The organism is Lentibacillus halophilus (assembly GCF_039522485.1).
Taxonomy (GTDB): Bacteria; Bacillota; Bacilli; order Bacillales; family Amphibacillaceae; genus Lentibacillus; species Lentibacillus halophilus.
This window is the reverse complement of the sequence record NZ_BAAADM010000055.1, coordinates 176075-188461: the sequence shown is the minus strand read 5'-3', so window position 1 is coordinate 188461 and position 12387 is coordinate 176075. Positions and strand designations below refer to the sequence as shown.

13 protein-coding genes are annotated in these 12387 nt (G+C 41.9%); 7 read left to right on the top strand and 6 right to left on the bottom strand.

The features are described 5' to 3' along the window. Together ABDZ72_RS13665 and ABDZ72_RS13660 are read left to right on the top strand one after the other, a co-directional pair. On the top strand, nucleotides 1-524 hold a 524-nt coding region (locus tag ABDZ72_RS13665; protein WP_343754098.1), incomplete at its 5' end, for an EamA family transporter. 104 nt (nucleotides 525-628) lie between these two features. Next, a complete protein-coding gene (locus ABDZ72_RS13660; RefSeq protein WP_343754096.1) occupies nucleotides 629-2302 on the top strand; it encodes an ABC1 kinase family protein in 1674 nt (557 codons plus the stop codon). 288 nt (nucleotides 2303-2590) lie between these two features. Here the strand turns inward: ABDZ72_RS13660 and ABDZ72_RS13655 are convergent, their stop codons facing one another. Beyond that, the gene (locus ABDZ72_RS13655) at nucleotides 2591-3163 is read right to left on the bottom strand and encodes a cysteine hydrolase family protein (protein WP_343754094.1); all 573 of its coding nucleotides are present in this window, start codon (nucleotides 3161-3163) and stop codon (nucleotides 2591-2593) included. Between the two features lie 117 nt (nucleotides 3164-3280). Here ABDZ72_RS13655 and ABDZ72_RS13650 point away from each other — a divergent pair, with 117 nt between their 5' ends. Continuing rightward, a complete protein-coding gene (locus tag ABDZ72_RS13650) occupies nucleotides 3281-3712 on the top strand; it encodes an Lrp/AsnC family transcriptional regulator (RefSeq protein ID WP_343754092.1) in 432 nt (143 codons plus the stop codon). Nucleotides 3713-3812: 100 nt separating this feature from the next. Next, nucleotides 3813-4193 carry a VOC family protein gene (locus tag ABDZ72_RS13645; protein ID WP_343754090.1) on the top strand — a complete coding sequence of 127 codons (381 nt, stop codon included), beginning with the start codon at nucleotides 3813-3815 and terminating at the stop codon, nucleotides 4191-4193. Nucleotides 4194-4290: 97 nt separating this feature from the next. Here the strand turns inward: ABDZ72_RS13645 and ABDZ72_RS13640 are convergent, their stop codons facing one another. Continuing rightward, the gene (locus ABDZ72_RS13640) at nucleotides 4291-4737 is read right to left on the bottom strand and encodes a hypothetical protein (protein ID WP_343754088.1); all 447 of its coding nucleotides are present in this window, start codon (nucleotides 4735-4737) and stop codon (nucleotides 4291-4293) included. Between the two features lie 197 nt (nucleotides 4738-4934). Between ABDZ72_RS13640 and ABDZ72_RS13635 the strand changes: the two genes are divergently transcribed. Together ABDZ72_RS13635 and uvsE are read left to right on the top strand one after the other, a co-directional pair. Next, a complete protein-coding gene (locus ABDZ72_RS13635; RefSeq protein ID WP_343754086.1) occupies nucleotides 4935-5948 on the top strand; it encodes an NADP-dependent oxidoreductase in 1014 nt (337 codons plus the stop codon). 119 nt (nucleotides 5949-6067) lie between these two features. Then, complete coding sequence (gene uvsE / locus ABDZ72_RS13630) at nucleotides 6068-7036, top strand: UV DNA damage repair endonuclease UvsE (RefSeq protein ID WP_343754084.1); 969 nt, start codon at nucleotides 6068-6070, stop codon at nucleotides 7034-7036. A gap of 108 nt (nucleotides 7037-7144) precedes the next feature. Here the strand turns inward: uvsE and msrA are convergent, their stop codons facing one another. From msrA to ABDZ72_RS13610, 4 genes are all read right to left on the bottom strand, one after another. Next, nucleotides 7145-7882, bottom strand: coding sequence for a peptide-methionine (S)-S-oxide reductase MsrA (msrA, locus tag ABDZ72_RS13625; RefSeq protein ID WP_343754082.1), 738 nt, complete (start codon nucleotides 7880-7882; stop codon nucleotides 7145-7147). 18 nt (nucleotides 7883-7900) lie between these two features. After that, nucleotides 7901-8545, bottom strand: coding sequence for a hypothetical protein (locus ABDZ72_RS13620; protein WP_343754080.1), 645 nt, complete (start codon nucleotides 8543-8545; stop codon nucleotides 7901-7903). Nucleotides 8546-8582: 37 nt separating this feature from the next. Next, nucleotides 8583-8912: a hypothetical protein gene (locus ABDZ72_RS13615; protein WP_343754078.1), complete on the bottom strand. Its 330-nt coding sequence runs from the start codon at nucleotides 8910-8912 to the stop codon at nucleotides 8583-8585. 97 nt (nucleotides 8913-9009) lie between these two features. Continuing rightward, nucleotides 9010-9891, bottom strand: coding sequence for a LysR family transcriptional regulator (locus ABDZ72_RS13610; RefSeq protein ID WP_343754071.1), 882 nt, complete (start codon nucleotides 9889-9891; stop codon nucleotides 9010-9012). A gap of 261 nt (nucleotides 9892-10152) precedes the next feature. On the opposite strand from ABDZ72_RS13610, the gene ABDZ72_RS13605 reads away from it, so the two are divergent. After that, nucleotides 10153-12333, top strand: a complete 2181-nt coding sequence (locus tag ABDZ72_RS13605) for a malate synthase G (protein ID WP_343754068.1) — start codon at nucleotides 10153-10155, stop codon at nucleotides 12331-12333. The last annotated feature ends 54 nt before the right edge of the window (nucleotides 12334-12387 follow it).

Below are 12387 nucleotides of genomic sequence, written 5' to 3'. Positions count from 1 at the left end.
AACGTTTGACAGGGCTCAGCGTGGTCGGAATAGGCTTGATCACTATCAGTATTTTCGTCATTACTGGCGGGTTGCAGGCGATAAGACATGCAGACACGTTTGTTCCGCTTTTGTATGGTTTGCTGATTGGCGTCATGATTGCATCGTATACATTGCTTGATAAAGGCGCTGTCAGTGTCGTGCTGATACCGCCGATAGTACTGACATACGGCAGTATGATTGGCCAGGTGCTGTTGTTGACACCACTGGCAATACGGAACTGGCGGGATGTACGTCGGGAATGGCGGCAGCATCGAAACGAAGCCATCGGTGTCGGTGTTTTGAATCAACTTGCCTACATACTGGTACTGACCGCTATGACATTTACTCAAGTCAGTCACGTGGCTCCGGTTCGGGAAATGAGCATAGTCATCGGAGCGTTTATTGGTAGCCGGATGCTTTCAGAAGGATTTGGTTTACGAAGAATGGCGGCAGCTGGCACTATGGTTATAGGTGTGATAATAGTGGCATTGTCAGGCGAATAGAATCATATCGTCATCCTTAAATGGAAGAGACACATTTACTATGCTGAAACGAAAGAGTGACTGGACAATAAACCAGTCCCTTGTAGTTTGGAGGAGCTGATTGGGTGTTTGAACGGCGATTTCGACATACAAAACGATACCGTGAAATTGTCAATACGTTTATCAGATATGGATTCGGGTATGTTCTTTTTCGGGTCGGGCTGACGGACCGGGATTTATCCAAAAAAGATGAGCAGTCCGATACGAATATCAATATGCAGAGTATCGGGCGCCGATTGCGTTATACGTTGCAGGAACTTGGCCCGACGTTTATCAAACTTGGACAGATTGCCAGCACGAGGCACGACATTCTTCCACGCGAGATTATTTCAGAATTGGAAAAGTTGCAAGATCATGTGACAGTTCTGTCGTTTGACCACGTACGACAGACGATTGAGACGGAATTGGATGATGAACTTGAAAATATTTTCGACGATGTGGATCCGGAACCGATGGCAACAGCCTCCATCGGGCAAGTGCACATCGCTAGGCTTTTTACTGGAGAAGAGGTTGTAGTGAAAATTCAGCGTCCCGGTCTGAAGCCTGTTATGGAAACAGATATGGAAATACTTGAAAGGATTGGACAAATACTTGAAGAACGTACGGATTGGGCAAAACGGTACCGCGTGCTGGATATTATTCATGAATTATCGCTTTCGTTACGAAGTGAATTGGATTATCTGATCGAAGGACGCAGTGGTGAACGGATCGCCAAACAATTTGAGCAACAAGCATTTGTCCATGTCCCAGCTATTTATTGGGAATATACAGCAAAAAAAGTATTGACTATGGAAAAAGTCGATGGCATTAAAATATCTCACGTCAATAAGCTCGATCAGGCTGGGTACGATCGGAACGTTATTGCCAAACGATTGGCGGATGCGATGTTCACCCAAATTTTGGATAAAGGATTTTTTCATGCTGATCCGCATTCAGGCAACGTGTATATTTTGCCCAAAACAACGATAACGTTTCTTGACTTTGGGGAGGTCGGACGGATCAGCGATGATATGACGCATCATTTCGCATCTATTGTTGTCAATCTACATAACGGCAATGCCGAGGCGCTCATTAAGACGTTTTCGAAAATGGATCTGATTGGGGAAAAAACCAATATGGATGCGTTTCGTCGTGACCTGGAAGCCCTGCACGAAAGTTATTCCAATGTCATGATGAAAGATATGAGCCTCGGGAAAATTATTATCGAGATTTTTCAGGTTGCGTACCACCATTATATCGATATACCGTCTGAAATGGCGATGCTCAGTAAAACAATTTTGACTCTGGAAGGTGTGATCAGCCGGCTTGATCCGGAATTCAGCATTATGCGTGCGGCGGAGCCATATGCTCGTAAGGTGATGAAACGGCGGTATAGCCCGCGCCGGATTTTGCGACGGTCCATGAATGACATAGCCGAAAATTTGGAGATTATATCGGACCTGCCGCGGGATGTGAAGGAAGTGATGTCGACGCTGCAGCGGGGAAGAGTCGGTCTTGACATTAATGTAAAGCAGGCGGAGCGGTTTTTAAATCGTTTCGATAAAATCAGCAACCGGCTTTCCTTCAGTATCATTATGCTCGCTTTCAGCATTTTGATGGCCGGTTTGATCATCGGCTCAGCCATAACCGACCAGAGCACGGTGATATGGAAACTTCCGATCATTGAAATTGGCGCCGTGGTTGCAACACTCATGTTCATTCTCATGGTGATCACCATTATCCGCTCCGGCCGCATGTAGCCAGCCAATGCATGGTGAAAGAAACGTCCGTCTATTTATTTTACAACGAGATCGAAACTCCGATTTACTTAAGGCTAGGTGAGGCTCCACAGTGTGCCCGTAACAACGTAAAACGTTTCGATAAGCCACGATTGCGGGGTGGAAGGGGATAGGCTTTACCGGAAAGCCTTCAACGTGACGATCACAAGGAGACTCACCATCCACCTTAAAGTGTGTGACATATGGTGTCGGAGCACAACGATAACGTCTGGTTAGCTCAGGCGTTTCCTTATAATTAATAGTGCATAATTAGTTATTCAAGATGGTGTCAGCTTCTTGTTGCAGGAAATCCTCGGTGGTAATGGCGTTGGCATACATATCATTAAGTGCACTGACAAACGCATAGTGAACCTCGTCTGCCGGCACGACCTTATCCCTGTAAGATAAGCTTCTTGTCGCACATGCATCTTCAATAAGAGTTGTGTCAAAGCCCAGCTCCACAGCATTGCGGACTGTGGCATCAATGCACATATGTGTCATCATACCTACAACGACCAATTTGGTTATTCCCTTTTCTTTTAATTTGCTTTCTAATTCGGTATTGAAAAAACTGTTGGGAGCCCGTTTTGTGATCGTCTGTTCGTCTTCTGATGGTAAAACCGTTTCATGGACGTTAACACCTTCCGTATTTGGGAGAAAGAAGCCTAAACTCGAATCATTCGCGATATGGTGGACATGAAAAATATTCTCTTTGTTATTTTGTCTGAACCAGTCAAGAACGTTAGCTGCATTATCAGCTGCCTGTCCTGGGTTACTTAATTCCATCCTTCCATTCGGAAAATAGTCATTTTGAATGTCGATCATGATTAAAGCTGTACTCATATTTATCACCTCATAAAAAATGGATTATTATAAATGATAAATAATTATTTGATTTTTATCGATGCTTTGGTGAAACATTTTTATATCGATTATTTTCACGGCGAAAGGGGGGTTATTATGGAAATGGATCACATTGATTTTCAGATTCTTCGGTTACTAACTGAAAATTCACGAATTCAATGGAGGGATTTGGGTAGACATATTCATATGACGGGGCAAGCAGTCGGAAATCGTATTAAAAAACTTGAGGACAATGGTGTTATTCAAGCCTATTCCATCATTATCGACGAAACAAAACTGGGGCTTTCGTATACTGCATTTGTCATGGTTCATATGAAAACAGCCAATCACGATGCGTTTATTCGTTTTATTAACGATCATCAAGCGGTCGTCGAAGCTCATCGGGTATCTGGGGAAGGCTGTTATCATTTAAAAATAACCATTTCCTCGCAAAATGAATTAAATCGTTTTCTTAATCAACTTCTTGAACATGGCAACTACACGTTAAATCTATCAATCCAGAAGATTAAACAGACGACATACATATGACAGTTATCGGAACCCGCCAATACAATGACCGATTAGATACTTGTATCGACGTAGATGTGAAACGGCCCACTACTTATACAGAAACGAAAGGAGATTTAAAATGACGATTAAGCTTGATCATCTAGTGGTATATGCTAAAGATCATAATAAAGCTGCACACGAATTTGCCGATGTGATGGATCTGCCACTTGGAAGAGTGGCAGGAGTAGGCTATGAATTTACAGTGGTTCGTATTAATGTTGAACTCTCCATATATTTTATGGATAGGGATGAAAATAATTTAGAGCAACATGTCGCCTTCAACGTTGACGGGTCTTCTTTTGACCATATTCTCAAACGTCTCAAAAAAAAGAAAATGGCTTTCGGGAGTAGCCCTTATGAAACAAATAATCAACGCACGGACCATGACTTTGTGCCTCGTGGGTTGTTCTGGACTAACGTGGATGGTTGTCTTTTTGAGATCATGACCAATGAAGTTTAATTATGTTGTATAATTAAAAAAACGCTCAGGTGTCTTTAATGTCTGAGCGTTTTTGTTTGCTAAAGCCAACGTCCCTTAAAGGTAAGGGTCATTTTTATTAAAGCCGAAATCCTTCTTGATACAGATAATCCGCGGCCGCGTGATACGTAGCATGTGTTGCTTCCAAGACGTTGCCTGTATAAATATTCCAAACACCCGATTCCTCCACCAAGTGAAGCTTCTCTCCTTCACGATTCGTCCATGTTTCAGCAATAGGCTCGGACTCGGATAAGGATGCTATGGATTGTTGTATGACATCACGGAGCTCATCTTCGGTAAAATGACGTATGTTGACCATTCCTTTTGAATCCGTTGCATAATTGCGATTTTCTATTTGTTCAGCGTAGACAAACCCATTGCCGTTTGGATGAAGACGATATACGACAATTTTTTTGTCTTTGACGCTTTCTTCAAAATGGAAGTTGACACGACCAAGCGAGATGTCGTTACGTTTCAATTCAGGAAACGATTCAATAATAGCTAGTTTTTCTTCAAATGTAAGCATGAGACCTCCAAGACAGATGTGATTTAAGATTTAATTTATATTGTATCACTTGCCGGTTGGTTTGTATAACAGAATTGGAAAGTGTCATTAAAGCCATGTAGCGAAGATCAAAGAAGCGCTTTTATGTCATGTTTGTGTTTTATTCTCTTTATGTAGGGGGAACATAAGTAACACTAGATAAAAAAGGATGGATTTTGATGAGTGAATTAATAAACCGACAAATTCGTTTGAATAAAAGACCTAAAGGCGAACCAAGTCCAGATGATTTCAAGATGGCTGAAACATCGGTACCACCATTAAATAATGGCCAAATGTTAATCCAAACTTTATATTTATCCGTTGACCCCGGCATGCGGGGAATGATGGAAGATAAAGAATCGTATACCCCTCCTTTTTCATTGAATGATGTGTTAACTGGCCGTTCCATTGGCCGTGTCATCGATTCTAAAAATGAAAATTTTGCGATAGGTGATATGGTATATGAGCGGCTTGGTTGGCAGGATTATTCGATTTCTGATGGAGAGAACGCACAAAAAGTTGATCAGAATCTGACGCCCATCTCGAGCTATCTTGGCGTTCTGGGGGTTCCTGGTTTATGTGCGTATTTCGGCTTGTTCGAAATAGGACAGCCAAAAAAAGGGGAAACGGTTGTCGTCTCGGGTGCGTCTGGAGCTGTGGGCATGGCAGCGGGGCAACTAGCTAAACATCAAGGCTGCCGTGTAATAGGTATTGCCGGATCAAATGAAAAAAATCATTACCTCAAAGAAGAACTGGGTTTTGATGCGACCATTAATTATAAAACAACAACGGACATGGGAATGGCACTGCAGGAAGCCTGTCCCGAAGGCATTGATATTTATTTTGATAATGTTGGCGGTGAAATCACTCACGCTGCACTAACACTAATAAATTATCATGCACGGATTATCATTTGTGGGCAGACATCTCAGTACAACTTGGAGCATCCCCCAATGATACCGGGTAACTTTGATTTTCTTATCAAGAAGAGCGCACTTATGAAAGGGTTTGTTGTATACGATTATGCCGATAGAAATGACGAGGCTGTGTCATATTTGGCACGTTTAATGAATGAAGGTGAATTAACGTATGAAGAGCATATTGTTGAGGGATTGGAAAATGCTCCACAAGCATTTATGGATCTTTTTAAAAGTAAAAGCTTTGGCAAGCAATTGGTGAAATTATCGGACTGATCGGCTAATGCCTTAAGGAATATCGGCGGATTTTATCTCAGTGAGGGTTTTGGATGTCTGAGAGTAACGATCATGATTATGTGCAACCTAAAACAAGCAAAAAAAGGGAGGGTCAGTCCATGACATTGGTGCGTCTTGGTTATGTTGCGATGAGTGTGCACTTACAGAATGCATCACCGTCTAAAACGATGACCTATGCGACGTTTTCTAAAATGGAGGATCAAGAAGCCGCCATTCATAAACTGGAACGAATCGCTCAAACAAACCTACATAATTGTCTTAGGTTGCTAAAACATAATGTTGCGCACGATATTTCCTTTTTCCGGTTCTCGTCCAAACTTGTTCCACTTGCCACACATCCGGATCTTCACGAATGGAATTATATGAGTTCAATCCAAGAACCGCTAGAGGAGATTGGAGATTTTCTAATGCATCATCCGGAACAACGTATTGATTTTCATCCGGATCATTTTGTGTTGCTAAATTCACCAAAAAAAGAAGTCTTGCAGCAAGCGATTCATACACTGCGCATGCATTATAGACTGTTGAAAGGAATGGGAATAGATCCGAAACACCGATGTGTCCTGCATGTTGGCGGAGGATATGGCGATAAAGAAAAGGCGCTTGAGAGTTTCATTCATAATTGGGCTTATGTGCCAACCGATTTGCAACAGATGATTATGCTTGAAAATGATGACAAAATATTTACACCGGCAGATACGTTATATCTATGTGAAAAACTGGCTATACCAATGGTGTTTGATTACCATCATTATTTGGCAAACCATGATGACAATGAAAATTGGAAAGATGAATGGACGCGAATGGTTAATACGTGGAAACAATCAACACTACCTGTGAAAGTACATATCTCAAGCCCGCGGTCAGAAGAGAAATTTCGCGCGCATGCCGATTATGTGGATAGCAGCATGCTGATGGATTTTTTAAGGTCGGTAAAAGGGAGTGTGGCCCAAATAGACTGCATGATCGAAGCAAAGCAAAAGGATGATGCGTTATTTACCTTAATGAAGGATTTGCAAGAATATCCAGAAGTAACCATCATGGATGGCGCACGTTTTTATGTATGAGCGCGACATTTTAGCTGAATGGTCGTCCAAACTTTTCAAACAGCCCAGACAACGAAAAAGAAGCGTTGGGACCGTCGAATGGACCTAACGCTTCAATACGGTACCAGATCATTTACTCAGCTTCTTCACGATTTCCTCATCCATCTCAATCGGATCAATGGCAAACGTATTAGCGGTATTTAAATTGATATGACAGTAACCATTCGGATTTTTCTCCAAATAATCCTGATGTTCCTCTTCAGCTGTGTAGAAGTTTTTCAGCGGCTTGGCCTCGGTAGCTATTTCCTCATCATAATACGTTTGCTCGTTCTTCACGGCTGATGTCACTGTTTTTTTGTCTGCTTTATTCGTGTAATAAATGCCTGTTCGGTATTGTACGCCAACATCATTGCCTTGCTTGTTTTCAGATGTCGGATCGATGACCTGAAACAGTCGGTCGATGAGTGTATCGAGTGATACACGTTCGGGATCATAGGTTACTTCGACCGTTTCGGCAAAGTGCTTGTCTCCCTTGATCACATCGGCGTAACTTGGATTTTTGCCTTCACCGTTGGCATAACCAGAGACAACGTCGGCCACGCCGTAAATGCGGCTCATATACGCTTCTACTCCCCAGAAACAGCCGCCTGCGAAATAAATTTTGTCCAGCTTGCGATCGCTGTAATCAAGATGATCATTAATATTGTCGACGTCTGACTTCAGCATATATCCGTCTTCTTTTGCAGCGGATGATGGATCGGGATGGTTATTGTTCGAATCGTTGGACGTCCCCTGAGGCTGCCCGCCGCACGCAGCAAGAAATAGACTGCACAGCACAACAACAATCAATTTGTATGTGAGCTGCATCTGTGACCCCCCTCGCATTTATTTATCGTTCTTTTCCTCCAGCTTCTCGAACTGTTCATTCAATTGCACCGACATCAGATAAACGTGTTCATAATCCGTTGCTTTTTTGATGGCTTCTTCTGTTTCCATGTTGGTCCGCTGCGTGACACTCGTTTTATTCGTATGTTTAATGGTTGCTGCATACTTTTGTTCCCCTATGTTAAAGGGTATTTTGGAACCGACACCGCCTGATGAGACGCTCGTATAATCATCGGACGGCGTTTTCACGATGTTTTCAGTACTCGCTCGTCCATTCTCCGTCATAATCGAGGCCACCCATTTTTCTTTTCCTTGACCGATCATTTGCCGCAAGAATACGACTCTCAGGTCATCGGATGGTTTTGTTCCTTTTAAGTCGGATGCAAAATGGACCACCTCATTGACTTTTTCGCCGTCTTCATAGTGTTCCACCATCACTTCAAGCTGTCTCGCTTTTTCGTTATGGAGATTAATGTCATAGGCAAATGATGTCTCGTTGGACAGATCCATTAATTGTTCTTCAAAATCCGTTAAATCAGCTTGGGCAATCGCCGCATCGCCTTTCTTTTCACCCGTGTCCGTGCATGCGGCTAACATAAATACTGATAAATATACCATTATAGCTAAAGATCGAAAACGCAACATAAGCCCCCCCTTAAATGACTGATCTCTGTTCATGTTACTATAACGCATCGTTTTTTAGAAATAATCGATCTTCATGGGACAAGGGCTGATGGTTTAGTAATAAAGACTCGCTCAACAGCACTTTCCCGTCCTCTAAATTTTTCTCCGGAATGACAAGGGGAATATCGCGTGTCAAAGGATTGCCTTCCTGATCGTAAAAAATGTAACCATCGTTTTTGTCGAAAATAAACGAATGGATGTTCATATTAGGTGTAATGAACAGCGTCATTTTTTCCTGATCATTCCAGATCACTTTAATGAGAATCTTCTTCTTTGTTTTCTTTTCCACTAAAGCCTTTAAGGCATGTAACGAAACCGTTTCTTCCATTATTTTTCCTCCAAGATATGAATCATTAATAGTCATTTTTACATATTTGATACCGATTCATCCAGTTTTTATTTTCTTATGGGTCTTTAAATCCAATCTATACGATTTCTTTTGACTTGGAAATAAATTCACGTACAGCGAAAGACAAATATCTATCTTTTTTCCATATCATCCCGAGATCCAAGTGAAGATCGGAATTTTCCAAAGGAAGGGAAACGATGTTAGGGTGAGTAATATCTTGACATATTCTGCTCGGTAATAAGGCTATTCCTAGTTTGGCACCGGTCATTTCTACCATAAATTCTTTTTGTGAACTTTCACAGACAATGTCAGGGGTGAATTGGTTTTGCAAACACTCGCTTATAATCCGATCATATAAAGAAAAGTCATTTCGATACAAAATAAATGATTCGTTTTTCAGATACGACAGTTTCATTGTTTTATTGGAAGCTAAAGGATTGTCACAATTAATAATAACCATTAATGGATCCCTGTCCATTTCTATAAGACCGAATTCATCCGTATCAGCAGGCAAATTACAAATTAAACCAATGTCTAACGATTCGTTCTTAACTTCTTGTTTAATCGTTTTTGTACCCACTTCTCTCAATTTTATATCAACTAATGGATACGCGTCTTTAAAGTGACTGATCAATTTTGAAAAGAACGATGCCCCAATGATCGGGGGGATACCAATTTTAATTTCTCCCTTTTTTAACTGCATCAATTCATTTATTTCCGACGTCAGGTTATTGAATGCGCCCAGCACATGTTTCGTGTTAATGAAAAAGGCTTCCCCGGCGTCCGTTAATTTAATTTGTTTGGCTGAACGATAGATTAAGGAAACGTCAAGTTCATTTTCAAGATTCTTTATTGTTTTACTCAGCGATGGCTGTGACACGTGTAAAGATTGTGCGGCCTTCGTAAAGTTTAAATGTTTGGCCACTTCAAAAAAATATTCCAAATGACGAATATCCATTCTGATTCCCCTCTCCTTAACCAATAACCGTTTATTATAACTTGAATGCATAACAAACATTCAATATATGTATTTCATTTATGCCATGGATGTATTGTACACTAATAATAACAGAATATGAAGACTTTTAAATGTATTTTGAAAGGTGGCACGAGAAGAGGGGCATATTTCAGATATCTCGATCGAATAATGGTTCTTATTTCGTGGTCATTCGTCTTTGTATTCTTATCATCATTTCAATTTGATAGGAGGTTCATCGCAATGGAAAAATTCGTAACATTGAATAACTATCAGGTGTCTCAAGAATTGTATGAGTTTGTTAATCAAGACGTCCTCCCCGGAACCGGCTTAAAAAGTGACCAATTCTGGAAGGACTTTGAATATACCATTCGTTCGTTCGTCCCGGAAAATGAGCAATTATTAACACAACGAAAGAAATTACAGGAGCAAATTGACACGTGGCATAAAGCGAGTAAGGGAAGCTTTAATATTAATCAGTATAAGACCTTTTTGGAAGACATTGGTTATATTGAATCGCAAACAGAGGATTTCACCATCAATACCAAAAATATTGATGAAGAAATGGCATTACAGGCTGGCCCGCAATTGGTCGTTCCACTTACGAATGCACGCTATGCACTGAACGCAGCGAATGCGCGTTGGGGCAGTTTATATGATGCCCTTTATGGAACCAATATCATTAGCGAAGAAGATGGGGCCGACATTCAAAATCAATACAACCCGGTACGTGGTGACAAGGTTATCGCAACGGCGAAAGACTACCTTGATCGTGCCGTTCCTTTGAAGGATGCTTCTCACAAGGACGTTGACGCATACACGATTGTTAATGGTCAATTGTCGGCCGCATTGAGTAACGGTGAAACGACTGGTCTTAACGATCCGTCCCAATTTATCGGGTTTCAAGGTGATGCGGACAATGCAACCGCATTTTTGCTAAAAAATAATCATCTGCATCTGGAGATTCAAATTGACTATGATGATCCCATCGGCAAAACCGATAAAGCTGGTGTAAAAGACATTCTCGTCGAATCCGCTATAACGACCATAATAGACTGTGAAGATTCCGTAACCGCTGTTGATGCCGAAGATAAAGTGCAGGTCTACCGGAACTGGTTGGGCTTAATGAAAGGAGATTTAAGTGAAACCTTTACGAAAGACGGTAAAACGGTAACACGAACACTTAACCCGGACCGCACATATCAAGACCCCCATGGTAGTCATTTCTCGTTATCCGGCCGTTCATTAATGCTTATCCGTAACGTGGGGCATTTAATGACGACAGACGCCGTCATCGATGAAAACGGCAAGGAAATACCTGAAGGCCTCCTTGATGGTATTATGACAAGCTTAATTGCTAAACACGACCTTCTTCAAAATGGGACGTATCAAAACTCATCAGAAGGATCGATCTATATAGTAAAGCCAAAAATGCACGGGTCAAAAGAAGTGGCTTTTACGAATGAATTCTTTTCGAAAGTAGAAGATATGCTGGATCTGGACAGACATACATTGAAGGTCGGTGTGATGGATGAGGAGCGCCGTACGTCATTAAACTTAGAAAATTGTATCCGGGAAGTCAAAGATCGTGTTGTATTTATAAACACTGGATTTCTGGATAGAACCGGTGACGAAATCCATACCTCTATGGAAGCCGGTCCGATGATCCGGAAAAAAGATATGAAATCATCGCAATGGCTGGATAGCTATGAAAAATCAAACGTCAAGGCTGGCTTGGACAGTGGCTTTCAAAATCGTGCCCAGATCGGAAAAGGTATGTGGGCAATGCCTGATCTTATGAAGGAAATGATGGAGCAGAAGATTGGCCATCTAAAAGCTGGCGCCAACACGGCATGGGTCCCGTCGCCTACTGCAGCCACGTTGCACGCCCTCCATTATCATCAAGTTGATATAGGAGGGGTCCAGGAACAGTTAAAAGGAGAAACCGATCATTACGTAGACAAGATGCTTCAGATTCCAATTGTTGAAAATCCAGCATGGAGCAATGAAGACATCCAGCAGGAGCTCGATAACAATGCGCAAGGCATACTGGGGTACGTTGTACGCTGGGTGGAACAAGGCGTCGGTTCCTCAAAAGTGCCGGATATCAATGACGTTGCGCTTATGGAAGACCGTGCGACATTGCGTATTTCCAGTCAGCATATGGCAAACTGGCTCCATCACGGCATTTGTTCCAAAGATCAAGTGGAAGAGACGTTGAAACGTATGGCCAAAGTGGTCGATAAACAAAACGAAGGCGACCCTAATTACAGGGCTATGTCTGATAACTACGATCAGTCGGTCGCTTTCCAGGCTGCTCGCGACCTGGTTTTCAAAGGGGCCGAGCAACCGAATGGTTACACAGAGCCAATCCTGCACCGTCGTCGTCAAGAAGTGAAATCACTCATTGCAACTAAAAAATAATGATCAGAACGAAGGAGGGGAGGGGTGAAGAACTCCTCTCCCTAATTTAAGACG